General features: G+C 73.2%; 15 protein-coding genes, 1 tRNA gene and 1 pseudogene. 8 read left to right on the forward strand and 9 right to left on the reverse strand.

Annotated elements, in window-relative coordinates:
- Positions 1 to 3 precede the first annotated feature (3 nt).
- The 5 genes and pseudogenes from DI272_RS07560 (at position 4) to DI272_RS07580 (ending at position 4,350) form a co-directional block, all read left to right on the forward strand.
- Positions 4 to 540 carry an NUDIX hydrolase family protein gene (locus DI272_RS07560; RefSeq protein ID WP_109494590.1) on the forward strand — a complete coding sequence of 179 codons (537 nt, stop codon included), beginning with the start codon at positions 4 to 6 and terminating at the stop codon, positions 538 to 540.
- Positions 541 to 683: 143 nt separating this feature from the next.
- A pseudogene (gene galE / locus DI272_RS07565) lies at positions 684 to 1,715 on the forward strand (UDP-glucose 4-epimerase GalE).
- Between the two features lie 416 nt (positions 1,716 to 2,131).
- Positions 2,132 to 2,866: a TetR/AcrR family transcriptional regulator gene (locus tag DI272_RS07570; protein ID WP_109494591.1), complete on the forward strand. Its 735-nt coding sequence runs from the start codon at positions 2,132 to 2,134 to the stop codon at positions 2,864 to 2,866.
- 189 nt (positions 2,867 to 3,055) lie between these two features.
- Complete coding sequence (locus DI272_RS07575) at positions 3,056 to 3,481, forward strand: hypothetical protein (RefSeq protein ID WP_109494592.1); 426 nt, start codon at positions 3,056 to 3,058, stop codon at positions 3,479 to 3,481.
- Positions 3,482 to 3,489: 8 nt separating this feature from the next.
- Complete coding sequence (locus tag DI272_RS07580) at positions 3,490 to 4,350, forward strand: hypothetical protein (protein WP_109494593.1); 861 nt, start codon at positions 3,490 to 3,492, stop codon at positions 4,348 to 4,350.
- 55 nt (positions 4,351 to 4,405) lie between these two features.
- Here the strand turns inward: DI272_RS07580 and DI272_RS07585 are convergent, their stop codons facing one another.
- Complete coding sequence (locus tag DI272_RS07585; RefSeq protein ID WP_109494594.1) at positions 4,406 to 5,290, reverse strand: DMT family transporter; 885 nt, start codon at positions 5,288 to 5,290, stop codon at positions 4,406 to 4,408.
- 69 nt (positions 5,291 to 5,359) lie between these two features.
- On the opposite strand from DI272_RS07585, the gene DI272_RS07590 reads away from it, so the two are divergent.
- Positions 5,360 to 6,223, forward strand: a complete 864-nt coding sequence (locus DI272_RS07590; protein ID WP_109494595.1) for a LysR family transcriptional regulator — start codon at positions 5,360 to 5,362, stop codon at positions 6,221 to 6,223.
- Between the two features lie 56 nt (positions 6,224 to 6,279).
- Positions 6,280 to 7,290 (forward strand): glycoside hydrolase family 43 protein, encoded by a 1,011-nt coding sequence (locus DI272_RS07595; RefSeq protein ID WP_109494596.1) that lies wholly within the window; start codon positions 6,280 to 6,282, stop codon positions 7,288 to 7,290.
- 274 nt (positions 7,291 to 7,564) lie between these two features.
- Here DI272_RS07595 and DI272_RS07600 read toward each other — a convergent pair whose 3' ends face one another.
- A complete protein-coding gene (locus tag DI272_RS07600) occupies positions 7,565 to 8,563 on the reverse strand; it encodes a LacI family DNA-binding transcriptional regulator (protein ID WP_109494597.1) in 999 nt (332 codons plus the stop codon).
- Positions 8,564 to 8,688: 125 nt separating this feature from the next.
- On the opposite strand from DI272_RS07600, the gene DI272_RS07605 reads away from it, so the two are divergent.
- Positions 8,689 to 9,840 carry a Gfo/Idh/MocA family protein gene (locus tag DI272_RS07605; RefSeq protein ID WP_258314485.1) on the forward strand — a complete coding sequence of 384 codons (1,152 nt, stop codon included), beginning with the start codon at positions 8,689 to 8,691 and terminating at the stop codon, positions 9,838 to 9,840.
- A gap of 147 nt (positions 9,841 to 9,987) precedes the next feature.
- On the opposite strand, the gene DI272_RS07610 is transcribed toward DI272_RS07605, so the two are convergent.
- The 7 genes from DI272_RS07610 to DI272_RS07640 all read right to left on the reverse strand — a co-directional run bounded on the left by DI272_RS07610 (position 9,988) and on the right by DI272_RS07640 (position 15,242).
- Positions 9,988 to 10,061: transfer RNA gene (locus DI272_RS07610), tRNA-Pro, on the reverse strand.
- Between the two features lie 62 nt (positions 10,062 to 10,123).
- Complete coding sequence (locus tag DI272_RS07615) at positions 10,124 to 11,449, reverse strand: MFS transporter (RefSeq protein WP_109494598.1); 1,326 nt, start codon at positions 11,447 to 11,449, stop codon at positions 10,124 to 10,126.
- A 113-nt stretch (positions 11,450 to 11,562) separates the two neighbouring features.
- Positions 11,563 to 11,922, reverse strand: a complete 360-nt coding sequence (locus DI272_RS07620; RefSeq protein WP_181387114.1) for an MmcQ/YjbR family DNA-binding protein — start codon at positions 11,920 to 11,922, stop codon at positions 11,563 to 11,565.
- A 30-nt stretch (positions 11,923 to 11,952) separates the two neighbouring features.
- Positions 11,953 to 12,486, reverse strand: coding sequence for a GNAT family N-acetyltransferase (locus DI272_RS07625; RefSeq protein WP_109494600.1), 534 nt, complete (start codon positions 12,484 to 12,486; stop codon positions 11,953 to 11,955).
- Positions 12,483 to 13,067 (reverse strand): helix-turn-helix domain-containing protein, encoded by a 585-nt coding sequence (locus DI272_RS07630; protein ID WP_109494601.1) that lies wholly within the window; start codon positions 13,065 to 13,067, stop codon positions 12,483 to 12,485. The genes DI272_RS07625 and DI272_RS07630 overlap by 4 nt, the downstream gene beginning before the upstream one ends.
- A gap of 35 nt (positions 13,068 to 13,102) precedes the next feature.
- The gene (locus DI272_RS07635) at positions 13,103 to 14,011 is read right to left on the reverse strand and encodes a LysR family transcriptional regulator (RefSeq protein ID WP_109494602.1); all 909 of its coding nucleotides are present in this window, start codon (positions 14,009 to 14,011) and stop codon (positions 13,103 to 13,105) included.
- A gap of 37 nt (positions 14,012 to 14,048) precedes the next feature.
- A complete protein-coding gene (locus tag DI272_RS07640; RefSeq protein WP_109494603.1) occupies positions 14,049 to 15,242 on the reverse strand; it encodes a glycine C-acetyltransferase in 1,194 nt (397 codons plus the stop codon).
- Positions 15,243 to 15,265 lie beyond the last annotated feature (23 nt).

Consider the following 15,265-nt stretch of genomic DNA (forward strand, 5'->3'; position numbering starts at 1 on the left):
GCAATGTCTGACATGACCGAAACCACGCCCGGCTGGCTGACGACCGACGACCTGGAGCAGGCGCGGGCCCGGATGCCGATCCTGTACGTCGAGGCCGTGCCCGTGCGCGTCGACGACAGCGGCGAAGTCACCAGCGTCGGCCTGCTGCTGCGCATCGGTCCCGACGGAACGGTCAGCCGGACGCTGGTCTCCGGCCGGGTCCTGCACCACGAGCGGGTCCGCGACGCGCTGCTGCGCCATCTGGAGAAGGACCTCGGCCCGGTGGCCCTGCCCCGCATCCCGGCCGCCCCGCAGCCGTTCACGGTGGCGGAGTACTTCCCGACCCAGGGCATCACGCCGTACCACGACCCCCGTCAGCACGCGGTCTCGCTGGCCTATGTCGTCCCGGTCACCGGCGACTGCCGGCCCCGGCAGGACGCCCTGGACCTGGTCTGGTTCAGCCCGCACGAGGCGGTGTCGGAGGCGGTGCAGTCCGAGATGCCGGGCGGGCACGGGGTGCTGCTGAAGCAGGCGCTGGCGCATGTGGGGTGCATGATCTGACCGGCCGGGCCGCCCGGCCTTGACGCCCCCGGGCCACGCGTGCACAGTCGTAGGTATACGTCGTAAACATACGTCGTTCTTGCGGCCTCTCGGGAGCGTCGTGCCATGACGCGCAGCGGCCCCGGCCCCCGTCCACCGTCCTCGTGACGGGCGGAGCCGGTTTCATCGGTTCCCACGCCTGCGTCGAGCTGCTCGACCACGGCTACGAACTGATCGTGGTCGACGACTACTCCAACAGCACGCCCGAGGTCCTCACCCGCGTGGAGCGGATCGCCGGCCGCTTCGTCGGCGCCGTCTACGAACTCGACATACGGGACCGGCGCTCCCTGTCGGCCGTCTTCGACCGGCACGCCGCCGACGCCGTGGTGCACTTCGCCGCGCTCAAGGCCGTCGGCGCCTCGATGCGCAGGCCCACGGAGTACTACGACACCAATGTCGGCGGCACCACCGCGCTGCTGCGGGCCATGCACGAGCACGGCGTGCACCGCCTGGTGTTCTCCTCGTCCTGCTCGCTCTACGGCGACGCCGGCCCCGGCCCCCTCGACGAGTCGGTCCCCGCCCGGCCCGCCAACCCCTACGCCGCCTCGAAGTGACTGTGCGAGCAGATCCTCGCCGACGTCTGCCGCCGCCGCCCCGAGTGGACCGTGCTGAGTCTGCGCCACTTCAACCCGGCCGGCGCCCACCCCAGTGGACTGCTCGGCGAGGACCCGCGCGGCGAGCCGGACAACCTGATGCCGTACATGGCCCAAGTGGCCTCCGGCCGACGGCCGTTGCTGCGCGTCTTCGGCGGCGACTACCCCACGCACGACGGAACCGCGGTCCGTGACTACTTCCACGTCATGGACACCGTCGAGGCGCACCGTGTGGCACTGGGCCACCTGGCCGGCTCGGCCGGTATGCGGGTGTTCAACCTCGGTGTGGGCAGGGGCAGTTCGGTGCTGGACGCGGTCGCCGCGTACCGGCACGCGGCAGGCCGCGAGGTGCCGTACGAGATCGTGGACCGGCGTCCGGGTGACGTGGCCGAGCTGGTCGCCGACGCGTCCGCCGTCGCCCGCGCCTGGGGCTGGCGGCCCACCCGGGACCTGGCGGACATGTGCCGGGACTCGTGGCGGTTCCGGCAGCTCAACCCGCGGGGGTACGCGGGGTCGGCGCGGCATCCGAAGGGAAAGCGGTGAGCGCGCACGCCGCCTCGGCGAGGGCGATGCGGCGGGTGGTCACGGCCGCTCCCGGTCGGGCGGCTGCCCGCGCGGCCGGTCGCAGGAGCCGGCGATCACCGTTCCGGCTCCTGCGACGGCCGGTCCGACGATGCGGCGGCCCAACACCTGGGCGCCGTCGTCGGTCCGGACCCGTGGTCACCCAGCCGGAGGCGAGGACACGGCGCGCCGCCCGCCGGGCGGCGAAGGGCACTCCCCGCGCGCCGGCTCCCCGGTCCTGCCGGAGCCGGGGCCGGGGCCGCGACCGGTGGACTGTCATCGCTTGCTCCAAAGAGCGTATATTTACGCCGTATACGTACACCTTGCCCCCGTGGGTGCATAGAGTCAACACGAGTGAGCGCGGTACAGGGCAGCGACCGATCAGCAGGAGGCAGGGCATGGCCAAGGACCGGGCGAGGGCGGGCAAGCAGGACGGCGAGAGCGCCGCACCGGCCCGCCGCGCCGGCGACCGCGGCCGCTACGGCCGCCTCAGCCGTGAACGCGTCCTCGCCAGCGCCCTCGACCTCGTCGACCGCGAGGGACTCTCCGCGCTGAGCATGCGCCGCCTCGGTGCCGAGCTCGGGGTGGAGGCGATGGCCCTCTACCGGTACGCGGCCGGCAAGGACGCCCTCCTGGACGGCCTGGTCGAGGCGCTCCACCTGGAACTGGAGGAACGGCTGACCGCCGGCACCGCCGCCTCCGACTGGCGGGCCGAGCTCGGACGGATCGCCCGCGCGACCTACGACGTCTGCCTCGCCCATCCCCAGGTCGTACCGCTGCTCGCCACCCGCATGCTGGCCGTCCCCCTGGCCCGTCGGCCACTCGCCACCCTGCGGCACCACGAGCGGGTGATCGCCCTGCTGGAGGAGGCCGGGCTCGGGACGGACCGTTCCGTCGGCGTGTTCCGCGTCTTCACCGCCTGGGTGCTGGGCTATGTGTCCGTCGAGCTCCAGGCCATGGTCGACAGCCCCGAGGAGCCCGACCCCGCCTTCCGCCTCGGCCTGCACCACATGCCGCCGCAGGAGCTGCCCCGCCTGCGCGCGGCGGCACCCGGCCTCGCGGCACGGGGCGGGCCGGAGGGGCTGGTGGCAGGGCTGGACGCGCTGCTCGACCGTTTCACCGACGGGGTGTGAACACCGGCTTCCGCAAGGGCTGTGGACACCGGGTCGGTCAGGGGTGGTGGGCAGCGGTTGACCGAGGCGCTGTGAACGCCGGGACAGATGTGCTGTACAACCGTTCGGCACGCGCGAGCGTCTGATCTTCGGGAACGCGTTCCCCCACGTTCATCCGTCCGGCACTCTCCCCCCACCCGAAGGACCTTCATGCTCCCCGCCGCCCCCGGCACCCGCACGCTCCGACAGGCCACCGGCGCGCTCGGCACCCTCGGCGCCGTCGCGCTGATGGCGCTGGGCGCCGCGCCCGCGGTCGCCGCCGGCCCCGCCCCCACCCCTACCCCCTCGTCGACGCCCGAGCTGGTGCTGGGCGAGATGGCGCCGACGGTCGACGGCCTGCGGCCGGGCGGCACCTACGACGTCCCGGTCAGCTTCACCAACACCGGCGCCCAGGCGCTCGACAAGGTCTACCTCGAGTACTCCGTCACCCACGGGCTGAGTCACACGGAGCTGCCCTCCAACTGCGTCCGCTTCGACGTCGGTTCCTACGACGAGCTGCCGGACAAGTCCTACGCGATCTGCGAGTTCGACCAGACCATCGAGCCCGGTGTCGTCTACGCCCCGAGAAGCCGCTGAAACTCGACGTGCTCGGCCACGCCCTGCACGACGAACTCCGCGTGGTGGTGGACACCGACGGTTCGCTCCCCGGTGACGGCGGCGGCGAGCCGGTGCCCGGTACCGGTCCGGCCGTGAAGCTCGTCGAGCGGCCGGACGAGACCCCGGCCGAGCCGGGCAGCGCCGAGCACGAGGGCTGGGACGACGCCGACGTGTCGGTGAACGCGACGAACACCGCCGACCTCCGGGTCACCGACGCGATGCTCAGCGGCAAGGTCGGCGACACGGTGCCGCTGGAGGTGAAGCTCGTCAACGCCGGTCCCGCCTGGGTGCTCGGCAAGCAGGACACTCCGGTGACCAAGGTCCGCGTCACGATCCCGGAGGGCGCGACCGTCACCAAGAGCCCTTGTGCCAAGGTCGCGACCGGGGTCTACGAGTGCGGCACGGCCCAGCGCTGGCTGAACGAGAACGCCGTCGAGACCCACACCTTCAAGCTGCGGCTCGACAAGGCGGTCTCCGGCGCCAAGGGCTCGCTGAAGCTGACGGGGCAGGCCCGGCCGTACGACAAGACCCCCGAGAACGACACCGCCGAGATCACGCTCAACGTCACCGGCGGCTCGTCCGGCTCCGACGGCGGGTCGTCGAGCACCGGCGGCGGCTCGGCGTCGTCCACGGGCGGCGGCTCCGGCTCCAGCGGCGGCGCCACGGACTCCGGCGGCTCCCCGGCCTCCGGCACCACCGGCACCACCGGCACCACGACGGCCGACGGCGACCTGGCGAGCACCGGTTCCGGCGCGGCGCTGCCGCTCGCGGGCGCGGCCGCCGCGGCGCTCACCGTGGGCGCGGGCGCGGTCGTGGCCGTACGGCGGCGCAGGGCGGCCCAGCGGTAACTCCCTCGGCCGCCGGGAGGGAGCTCTGACGCAGCGAGCAACGCGGGGCTCCCTCTCATCGCCCTCCCACCCGCACCGCCCCCGCACTCGCCGCCACCACCATCCCGATCGCCCCGCACTGCGGCAGCGACAGCCCCTGCCCCAGCACCAGCCAGCCCGCCGTCGCGGCGAGCGCCGGCGCCAGACTCATCAGGACCGCGAAGGTCGCGGCGGACAGCCGCCGCAGGGCGAGCAGTTCGAGGGTGTACGGCACTCCGGAGCTCAGCACCGCGATGGCGAGGCCCAACCCGAGCACCCCAGGCTCCAGCAGTGCCGCCCCCGACGCCCCGACACCGAGCGGCAGACTGACGAGCGCGGCGACGCACATCGCGATCGCGAGGCCGTCCAGGCGCGGGAAGCGGGCACCCGCGCGGGCGTTGAGCAGGATGTACGCCGCCCACATCGCCCCGGCGCCCAGCGCGAAGGCCGCTCCTACAGGGTCGATGCTCCCGAAGTCGCCGCCGCCGAGCAGGCAGACGCCCGTGAGCGCGAGCCCGGCCCACAGGAAGCTCGCCGCGCGACGGGAGACCAGCACGGACAGCAGGAGCGGGCCGAGGACCTCCAGGGTGACGGCCGCGCCCAGCGGGATGCGGGCGATGGCCTGGTAGAAGAGGAGATTCATGCCGCCGAGGGCCAGGCCGAAGCCGGTGACCACCGCCCAGTCGGCGCGCGAGTGGCCGCGCAGCCGGGGCCGGGTGACGGTCAGCAGCAGCACCGCGGCGAACGCGATCCGCAGCGCGACCGTGCCGAGCGCCCCGGCGCGCGGGAACAGGAGCGCGGCACAGGCCGACCCGAACTGGACGGACACCGCCCCGACCAGCACCAGGCCGACGCCGCCGAGGCTGCCCCGCCCCGCGGGGTGCCGGACGACAGCGGGCGAACTGGTCACCGTAGAGGTCATGGCGTTCACGCTAGGCAGCCCACGGCTCGGCGTGAAATGCCGATTTCCCTGTGGTTATGCTCTGGACGCATGACCGTGGAACTGCGGCACCTGCGGGCCTTCCTCGTCATCGCCGAGGAGGGCAGCATCACCCGTGCCGCCGCCCGCCTCCATATGAGCCAGCCCGCGCTGTCGCGCACGCTGCGCCAGGTGGAGGACCATCTGGGCGCCCGGCTCGTCGACCGTTCCACCCATCATCTGGAGCTGACCGCGCAGGGCCGGGTCTTCCGTGACAAGGCCGCCGCCGCGGTGTCCGCGGTCGACACCGCCCTGGACCCGGGCGGGCTGAGCAGCTGGCCGCTGCGGCTCGGCCATCCCTGGGCGGCGCTCGGCGACCACACCGTCACGCTGCTGCGCCGCTGGGACGAGACCCACCCCGGCACCCGGCTCGAACTGCTCCGCGTCGACGACCGCACGGCGGGCCTCACCCGGGGCCGGGTGGACGCCGCCCTGCTGCGGGGCGCGGTCACCGCGCCGGGGCTGCGCACCGAGTTGCTGGCCTGGGAGGAGCGGGTGGCGGTCCTGCCGTCCGACAGCCCGCTGACGGCACTCCCCCGGGTCACCCTGGCCGACCTGGTCGACAGCCCGATCGCGCTGAACACCGTGGCCGGTACGACGACCATGGACCTGTGGCCGCCGACGGCCCGCCCCTTGGCGACCATCGAGGTGACGAACACCGACGAGTGGCTGATGACCATCGCGGCGGGCCGCGCGGTGGGGATCTCCACGACGGCCACCCCCGGCAGCCACGCCCACCCCTCGCTGGTCTACCGCCCGCTCACCGGCGCGCCGCCCGTCCCCGTCGTCCTCGCCTGGCGGGAGGGAGCGGGTCACCCGGCCATCCCCGACCTGGTCACGCTCGCCCACGAGGTCCTCGCCGCCGCTCGGCCCTGATCTCCCGCCGCGCGCCACACCGACGTATTGTTCGGCCCGTGGTTGAGAGCGCACCCATGCGGCCGATGCGACTGCCCGACATGCCGCTGCACGATCCGTTCGTCGTCGCCGACGAAGAGACCCGCACCTACTACCTCTACACCTCCAACGAGCCGTCGGTGTCGGGCGTGCAGGGCACCGGCACAATGGCCTACCGCAGCCACGACCTGCGGGACTGGACGCCTCCCGTGCCGGTCTTCCGCACCGCCGACCAGACGAACATCTGGGCCACGGACGGTGGTTGGGCGCCCGAGGTGCACAAGTGGGCGGGCCGGTACTACCTGTTCACCACCCTCCACGACGAGCACCGGCCGCTCCCGGTGCCGCCGCCGACCCGATGGGGCACCCCGTTCCAGCTCCGGAACCACCTGCGCGGCACCGTCACCGCCGTATCGGACTCCCTGCTGGGCCCGTTCACCGTCGTCGACCCCGAACGCCCCACCCCACCCGCGCACTTGATGACCCTCGACGGCACGCTCCACGTCGACCGGGACGGGCAGCCCTGGATGGTCTACGCGCACGAGTGGCTGCAGACCGTCGACGGAACCATGGAGGCGATCCGGCTGGCCCCGGACCTGACGCGGACCGTCAGCGATCCGGTGCACCTCTTCAAGGCCTCCGACGCCCCCTGGCTCGGCGAGCAGATCCCCGCCGGCGTCCCGGCCCAGCTCCCGCCGTACATCACCGACGGCCCCCAGCTGTACCCCACCCCCGACGGCTCGCTGCTCATGCTGTGGTCGACGTACGAGAAGAACGTGGTGGGTCCGGACGGGAACATCAGCGGCGGCTACGTCCAGACGTACGCCGTCTCCGAGTCGGGTGACCTGCGCGGGCCCTGGCGGCAGCGGCGGCCGCTGGTCCGCGACGACAGCGGGCACGGCATGCTGTTCCGCACCTTCGAGGGACGGCTGATGATGATCCTGCACCGGCCGTTCGAGAACGCGCGGGGCAAGCTGTACGAGATGGAGCTCGACGGCCATGAGCTGCGCGTGGTCCGCCAGTGCACCGAGCTCGACGGCGGCGGCTGACCTCCACGGCGAGGGCATGACCGCACCACGCCGGCTGCTGGACGAGGAGGGGCGGCGCGCCCGGGACGCCTGCGCGAGACGCGCATGAGCGCGCTCACCGTGGCGTTGTGCAGCACCAGGAGCGGACTGACGTACCGGGCAGGCCAGTTGGAGAGTTCGGCGGTGCCGGGGCGTGTGGCGCTCGTCCGCGAGCTGCTCATCGACGTGCCGACTCCGGAGCAACTCGGCTGGCTCGCCGGCGGTCGGGCGGGGCCGACCGGCGCAGGCGGGCCGGCTAGCGGGGCGGCGTCGTGCTGCCGCGCACCTCCAGGACGGGCGTGGCGAGCTCGACCTCGCGCGGCCGGTCCGGGTCGTCGATCCGGTCCAGGAGCCGCTGGGCGGCCCGCCGGCCCACGTCCCGGCTGGCGTTGTCCACGGTGGTCAGCCACAGGTGGCGCAGCCGGGACAGGTAGGTGTTGTCGTAGCCGACGAGGGACAGGTCCCGCGGCACCCGCAGGCCGCTCTCCTCGGCGGCGGACAGCGCGCCGACACAGGTCATGTCGTTGGCCGCGAAGATCGCGGTGGGGGGCCGCGGGCGGCTGAGCAGGCGCACGGTGGCCCGGTAGCCGCCCTCCTCGGTCAGGTCGCCCTGTTCCGTGACCGCCGTAGCGGCCAGCCCGTGCTCGCGCATCACCGCCTCGAAGCTGCGCCGGCGCAGTGCGCCCACGGCGCCCTGGGCGGCGATGTGCGCGATGTGCCGGTGGCCGAGCCCGATGAGGTGCTCGGTGGCCAGGCGGGCGCCCTGTTCGTCGTCGTTGGCGACGACGTCCACGCCGGGCAGCTCCGGTTCGCGGGCGCCCGCGACGACGGTCGGGACCTGCCCGGCGGCGGTGCGCAGGGCCTCGGGGTCCTGGAGCGTGCCGACCGCGATCAGGCCGTCGACGCGCAGCTCGGTGAAGGTGCGGGTGAGGTCCTCGCCGAGGCGGCGGTTGAGGTGCCCGTCGGCGAGCAGCATGTGCAGGCCGCTGTCGTACAGCCGCGAGTTGAGTCCGTCGAGGAGCTCCACGAACCAGGGGTTGCGCAGGTCGTTCAGGAGCACGCCGACCGTGCGGGTGCGGCGTTCGCTGAGGCTGCGGGCGGCGGCGTTGGGCCGGTATCCGAGTTCCTCGACGGCGGCGAGGACGGCCGCGCGCTTCTCCGGACGGACGCCCTCGGAGCCGCGCAGCACCAGCGAGACCAGCGACTTGGACACGCCGGCTCGGTCGGCGACGTCGCGGATGGTCGGGGTCCTCATGCTGTGGACCGTTCCATACACACCCCTCGCCCGGCAAGACCTTGACACCTGCTGCTGCCGGTCCCATCGTGGGCCGACAAGGGTTTGGAACGGTCCAAAACCGGGTCCGAGGAAGGGCGGTCAACGTGGACAGGCTCGGCATCGCCGTGGTGGGTTTCGGCTGGATGGGGCGGGTGCACACCCAGGCCTACGCCCGGCTGCCGCACCACTTCCCGCAGCTGCCGCTGCGGCCGGAGCTGGTGACGGTCGCCGACGAGGTCCCCGGCCGCGCCGAGCAGGCGGCGGGGCAGTACGGCTTCGGCTCCGCGACCCGCGACTGGCACGAGGTGGCCGCCGACCCACGGGTCGCGGCCGTGAGCATCACCGCCCCGAACTTCCTGCACCGCGAGATCGGCGTCGCGATGGCCGAGGCGGGCAAGCACCTCTGGATCGAGAAGCCGGTCGGCCTGACGGCCGGGGACGCGGGCGCGGTGGCGGGCGCGGCCGCCAAGGCCGGTGTCCAGGGCACGGTCGGCTTCAACTACCGCAACGCCCCCGCCGTCCAGGCCGCCCGGGAGCTGATCGCCGCCGGTGAGATCGGCACCGTCACGCACCTCCGCATCCGTCTCTTCAGCGACTACGCCGCCCACCCCGAGGGTGCCCTGACCTGGCGGTACGAGCTGGAGCGGGGCGGCAGCGGAGTGCTGGGCGACCTCGCCTCGCACGGCGTCGACCTGGCCCGCCACCTCCTCGGCGACATCGAGTCGCTGACCGCCGACACCGCGATCTTCGTCCCCGAGCGGGCCCGCCCCACCGGCGCCACCGCCGGCCACACCCGCGCGACCGGCGGCGCGCCGGGCCCGGTCGAGAACGACGACTACGTCAACTGCCTGCTGCGTTTCGCCTCCGGCGCCCGGGGCGTCCTGGAGGCCTGCCGGGTCTCGGTCGGCGAGCAGAACAACTACGGCTTCGAGATCCACGGCACGACGGGCGCGGTCTTCTGGGACTACCGCCGCATGGGCGAGCTGGGCGTCAGCCGCGGCACGGCCTACCAGGACCAGCCGGTCAGCACGGTCTACGTCGGCCCGGGGGCGGGCGAGTTCGGCGCCTTCCAGCCGGGCGCGGCCAACACGATGGGCTACGACGACCTGAAGGTGATCGAGGCGTACGGGTTCCTGCGGTCGATCGCCGAGGGCACGCCGTACGGGGCGACCCTCGTCGACGCCGTGGCGAGCGCGACGGCGCTGGACGCGATGACGCGTTCCGCGGAGCGGCGCACGTGGGTGAGCCTCGCGTGAGCGTAAACGTGGGTGCGCTGCGCGGCACCGTACCCACGGCGAGGCACAGGGTGGCGCGAGGCGGCGGGGCCGGTGGACCAGCACGACTTGGGGAGAACAAGAAGAAGGGCCCCCACAGGCTGTCGCCTGTGAAGGCCCTTCACACCGTCGGGACGACAGGATTTGAACCTGCGACCCCTTGACCCCCAGTCAAGTGCGCTACCAAGCTGCGCCACGTCCCGGTGTCCGTCTGACCTGGGGTTTCCCCCGGCCGAACGTGCAGGGAAACAATACCGCACTCGGGTCAGTGGTCGCGCACCCGTTTATCGACGACGACGGTATCGACGCGCACGAGGTTGCGGATCGCCGGCACCGCGAGCAACGCACCGCAGACCACCAGGCTCATCACCCCGGCGACGAGCAGGACGTGGTCGGCGCCGAGGGCCGCTGCGGACGGGCCCGCGAGCGCCTGGCCCACCGGCATCAGGGCGAGGGAGCCCGCGACGTCGTAGGCGTGGATGCGGTTGAGGGCGTCGGGCGGGACCTGGGTCTGGATGCTGGTCGACCACATGACGCTCCAGAACGCCATGCCCGTACCGGCGACGGCGGCTCCGGCCATCATGGCGGGCAGGCCGAGGCCCGCGCCGACGGCCGCGGGGAAGGCTCCGAAGCCGACCAGGGCGATCGACCCGGCGCGCAGCATCCGGCGGGGGCGCAGCCGCAGGGCGAGGAGTCCGCCGACGACGGTCCCGGCGCCGAGCGCGGAGTTCACCAGGCCGTAGGCGCGCGGGCCGTGGTCCTGGACGACCTCGGTGGCGACCAGGGGCGTGGTCGGGCCGGACACGGAGATCATGTACAGGCCCCAGATGGCTATCACGCCCCACAGCCAGGTGCGGGCTCTGAACTCCCGCCAGCCGGTGACCAGATCGGCCCGGAAGGTGCTCGCCGCGCGCGGGGCCGGCCCGTCGTCGAGGGCGCGTGGTGGCAGCCGGAGCGCCAGCAGGCACAGGGCGCTGACCGCGTACATGGCGGCGTCGACGGCGAAGACCCCACCGGCCGAGGCGAAGCCGACGAGCAGTCCGGCGAGGGCGGGTCCGGCGAGCTGGGCGCCGGCCTCCGCGATGCGTATCGCGCCGTTCGCGCCCTGGACGTCGGTGGCGAGGCGGGGGACGGTGCTGGCGACACCGGGCTGGAACAGGGCCCCGGCCACGCCGTTCACGAAGCCGATGGCGCAGATCTGCCACAGCACCACATGCCCGGCGAAGAAGAGCGCCGCGGCGAGGGTCTGGGTGCCCAGCCGCACCAGGTCGGCGCCGATCATCACCTTGCGGGTGTCGAAGCGGTCGGCAATGACGCCGCCGAAGACCACGAGCCCGGCGAAGGACGCGGCCGAGGAGGCCATCGCGAGACCCACCGCGCCCGCGCCGTAGCCGTGCTGGAGCAGGCCGGCGGCGAGGGCGACGGGCAGGACGGTGTGGCCGAGGGCGGCGACCGCACGCGCCACGAAGAACAGGGCGAAGTCACGCGACCAGACGGCGGGCCGGGCCCCTTCGCCCCTGCGGCGCCGGGCGACGTCGTCGGCACGCGTGCCGTGCGCCTCCGCCTCGCCCTTCGACGACACCCCGGTCATCCCTCACGCCCCTCCCCGGCACCATCCGCACCCCGCGACGAACGAAGACCCGTCCTCTCCACCCGTCACGCCTTCGGATCATGCCACGGGGCACTGACAGCCCCCGGGGTATTTCACTCCACGGCCGGACGCCCCAACTCGGGATAGCTGTCGAGGAGTCGGGGCGGGGCGGCCTGGCGCCAGGAGTCGGCCAGGATGTCCCGCAGCTCGTCCTCGTCCTCCAGGGCGGCGAGGCGGGCCCGCACCCAGGCGAACTGCGCCTCGTGGTCGGCGATCCAGAACTTCCCCGGCTCGGCGAGCACCAGTTCGTCCCGCTCCTCCTTGGGGCAGCGCACCGCGAGGGAGGTCTCCTCCTCGGGCAGCGTGGCGAACATCTTCCCCGCGACCCGGAACGTGGGCATGCTCCAGGCGATCTTCTCCGTGGTGTCCGGCAGGGACAGGGCGATACGGCGTACGTCTTCGGCATCCGGCATGACACGCACCGTAGCGTCCGGCACTGACAATCACCTGGTGGGAGCGGTCGTCCGCAGGTGCTTGTAGTAGAGGGTGGTGCCGCGGAGCACCCCGCCCGGGTCCGCCGCGTAGTCGGGGATCACGCCGGCCCTGGTCCATCCCGCCGAGGCGTAGAGGCGCTCGGCCGGGCTGTCGGTCTCGGTGTCGAGGTGGAGCAGGGTGAGGCCGGCCTCGGCGGCGGCCTGTTCGGCGGTCGCCAGGAGCATGCGTCCCAGGCCGCGCCCCCGCGCGTCCCGGTGCACCATCAGCTTGACCAGCTCGGCGCGGTGGCGGCTGTTGGGCTTGTCGGGGAAGGCCAGGCTGACGGTGCCGAGGGTCCGGTCGTCGTCACGTGCGACCCATACGGCGAGGTGTCCGGCCGCCGCGCCGGCGGCCCGTTCCTGCCACCAGGCGACGGCCGCCGCTCGGTCCAGGGGCGCGAGGAATCCGATCGAGGCGCCGCCGTCCACGGTGTCGACCACGAGGTCGGCCAACTCCTCTGCGTGCAGCAGGACTTGATCCGCGTCGAGTCGTTCGACGATCACGGCAGCACCACCGCCAGCACATAGCGCACCGGCTCCGGCCCGGCGCACCGGAACCGCGTCGGTCCCCACACCCGCAGGCGCAGGCAGTCTCCCGTGTCGAGCCGGTGCTCGACGTCCTGGGCGGTCAGGGCGAGAGCGCCCTCCAGCACCCAGATGTGCTGTTCGAGGCCGGGCACGGGTGGCCGGTCGTAGGCGATGTCGGAGCCCGGGGCGAGCCGTCCCTCGACGAGTTCGCCGCGCAGTCCGCTGTGCGGCGGCGACACGGATCGGCGTACGAAACCGGAGGCGCGGTCCTCCCACACGGGCTGCTCGGCGGCCCGGACCAGGAGCACGGGCTCGGTCTCGACCTCGCTGAGCAACTGGGACATGGTCCGCCCGTAGACCGCGCACAGGCGGTTCAGCAGGGAGGCGGTGGGACTGGTCTCCGCGCGCTCCGCCCGGGACAGGGTCGACTTGCTCACTCCGGTGCGGTCCGCCAACTCGCCCAGGGACCAGCCGCGTTCGGCGCGCAGTTCGGCCAGGCGGGCACCCAGGCGGGTGTCGACGGGGTCCGGAGCGGTCTCGGCTTCCGTTTGTTTCATATCCGGGACGCTATCCCAAATGTGAAACAGGTAGGTTACGTACCGCTCTCAGCCGCCCCCGCCAGCGCCTCCACCACCGGGCGGATCAGCGGATGCCCCTCCGCGCCCCGCCGCACCGCCGCGAACACCCGCCGGGTGGGTGCGACGCCGTCGACCGGTCGTACGACCACGCCCGTCAGGTCCATGCCGATCAGCGCCGAGCGCGGGACGAGCGCCACGCCCGCCCCGGCCGAGGCCAGGGCGACGACCGCGCGGAAGTCGTCCGAGGAGTGTTCGAGGCTGGGCTGGAAGCCCGCGTTCTCGCAGGCCAGGACGACCACCTCATGGCAGGGATTGCCCGGGTAGGGGCCGATCCACGGGTCCTTGGCCAGCTCGCCCAAGGGCACCTCGCCGGCGTCCGCCAGCCGGTGGCTCACCGGGACGACCGCGTCGAAGGGCTCGGCGTACAGGGGCACGTGCGTCAGCCGGGGGTCGTCGGCCGGGGGCGCGCCGCGGTACTCCACGGCGACCGCGACGTCGACCTGCCGGTCCAGCACCATCGGCAGACTGGCGTCGCCCTCGGCGTCCTGGACGCGGATGCGGATGCCGGGCGAGGTGACGGCGAGCCTCGCCACCGCCGGGGCCACGACCAGGGCGATCCCGGTCGCGAAGGAGGCGACGGTGACGGTGCCGGCCTCGCCCGACCCGTACGCGGCGAGCTCGGCCTCCGCGCGCTCCAGCTGGGCGAGGACGGCGTTGGTGTGGTTCAGCAGGATCTCGCCGGCCGCGGTGAGCCGTACGCCCTTCGCGCCGCGTTCGACCAGGCGGTGCCCGGTCTCCTGCTCCAGGGCCGTGAGCTGCTGGGACACGGCCGAGGGGGTGAGATACAGCGCGGCGGCAGCCGCCGTCACCGTACGGTGGTCGGCCACCGCCCGGAGGATGTGCAGCCGCCGCGCCTCGATCATGGGATCGATTGTCTCAAATGCCCCCGTGTGCTCGGGCTCAGCCTTCCAGTTCGGCCCGGGCCGCGACGAAGGCGTCCACCGCGCGGTTCACGTCCTGGGTGGAGTGGGCGGCCGACAGCTGGACGCGGATGCGGGCCTGGCCCTGCGGCACCACCGGGTAGGAGAAGCCGATCACGTACACGCCGCGCTCCAGGAGCAGCTCGGCGAGGCGGCCCGCCTTGGCCGCGTCGCCGATCATCACGGGGGCGATGGCGTGGTCGCCGGGGAGGATCTCGAAGCCCTCCTCGGTCATCCGGCGGCGGAACAGGGCCGTGTTCTCGTTCAGCCGGACGCGCAGGTCGTCGGCCGACTCCAGCAGGTCGAGGACCTTGAGGGAGGCGGCGGCGATCACCGGGGCGAGGGTGTTGGAGAACAGGTACGGGCGGGAGCGCTGGCGCAGCAGGGCGACGATCTCCGCGCGGGCGGCCACATAGCCGCCGGACGCGCCGCCGAGCGCCTTGCCGAGGGTGCCGGTGATGATGTCCACGCGGTCCATGACGCCGTGCAGCTCGGGGGTGCCGCGACCGCCGGGACCGACGAAGCCGACGGCGTGCGAGTCGTCGACCATGACCATGGCGCCGTACCGGTCGGCGAGGTCGCAGATCTCGGCGAGCGGGGCCACGTAGCCGTCCATGGAGAACACGCCGTCGGTGACGATCAGGCGGCGGCGCGCGTCGGACGCGTCCTTCAACTGCCGTTCCAGGTCGGCCATGTCGCGGTTGGCGTAGCGGAAGCGGCGGGCCTTGGACAGGCGGATGCCGTCGATGATCGACGCGTGGTTGAGGGCGTCGGAGATCACCGCGTCCTCGGGGCCGAGGAGGGTTTCGAAGACGCCGCCGTTGGCGTCGAAGCAGGAGGAGTAGAGGATCGTGTCCTCCTGGCCGAGGAAGGCCGACAGCCGTGCCTCCAGCTCCTTGTGCACCTCCTGCGTGCCGCAGATGAAGCGCACGGACGCCATGCCGTAGCCCCAGCGGTCCAGCGCCTCGTGGGCGGCGGCGACGACCTCGGGGTGGTCGGCGAGACCGAGGTAGTTGTTGGCGCAGAAGTTGAGGACCTCGCCGGGGCGGCCGCCCGCGGTGACGTTGACGGTCGCGGACTGCGGGGTGCCGATGACGCGCTCGGGCTTGTGCAGACCGGCGGCGCGGATCTCGTCGAGGGTGGCGCGGAGATCGTCACGGACGTTGTCGAACATGGGAAAGGCTCCTAAAGAGTTAC

It is taken from the genome of Streptomyces sp. Act143, from assembly GCF_003143935.1.
Classification (GTDB): Bacteria; Actinomycetota; Actinomycetes; order Streptomycetales; family Streptomycetaceae; genus Streptomyces.

What these genes read in the sequence shown, in the direction of transcription:
- DI272_RS07560 (WP_109494590.1), top strand. Translation starts at nt 4, where the DNA reads ATGTCTGACATGACCGAAACCACGCCCGGCTGGCTGACGACCGACGAC.
- DI272_RS07570 (WP_109494591.1), top strand. Translation starts at nt 2,132, where the DNA reads ATGGCCAAGGACCGGGCGAGGGCGGGCAAGCAGGACGGCGAGAGCGCC.
- DI272_RS07575 (WP_109494592.1), top strand. Translation starts at nt 3,056, where the DNA reads ATGCTCCCCGCCGCCCCCGGCACCCGCACGCTCCGACAGGCCACCGGC.
- DI272_RS07585 (WP_109494594.1), bottom strand. Translation starts at nt 5,290, where the DNA reads ATGACCTCTACGGTGACCAGTTCGCCCGCTGTCGTCCGGCACCCCGCG.
- DI272_RS07590 (WP_109494595.1), top strand. Translation starts at nt 5,360, where the DNA reads ATGACCGTGGAACTGCGGCACCTGCGGGCCTTCCTCGTCATCGCCGAG.
- DI272_RS07595 (WP_109494596.1), top strand. Translation starts at nt 6,280, where the DNA reads ATGCGGCCGATGCGACTGCCCGACATGCCGCTGCACGATCCGTTCGTC.
- DI272_RS07600 (WP_109494597.1), bottom strand. Translation starts at nt 8,563, where the DNA reads ATGAGGACCCCGACCATCCGCGACGTCGCCGACCGAGCCGGCGTGTCC.
- DI272_RS07615 (WP_109494598.1), bottom strand. Translation starts at nt 11,449, where the DNA reads ATGACCGGGGTGTCGTCGAAGGGCGAGGCGGAGGCGCACGGCACGCGT.
- DI272_RS07620 (WP_181387114.1), bottom strand. Translation starts at nt 11,922, where the DNA reads ATGCCGGATGCCGAAGACGTACGCCGTATCGCCCTGTCCCTGCCGGAC.
- DI272_RS07630 (WP_109494601.1), bottom strand. Translation starts at nt 13,067, where the DNA reads ATGAAACAAACGGAAGCCGAGACCGCTCCGGACCCCGTCGACACCCGC.
- DI272_RS07635 (WP_109494602.1), bottom strand. Translation starts at nt 14,011, where the DNA reads ATGATCGAGGCGCGGCGGCTGCACATCCTCCGGGCGGTGGCCGACCAC.
- DI272_RS07640 (WP_109494603.1), bottom strand. Translation starts at nt 15,242, where the DNA reads ATGTTCGACAACGTCCGTGACGATCTCCGCGCCACCCTCGACGAGATC.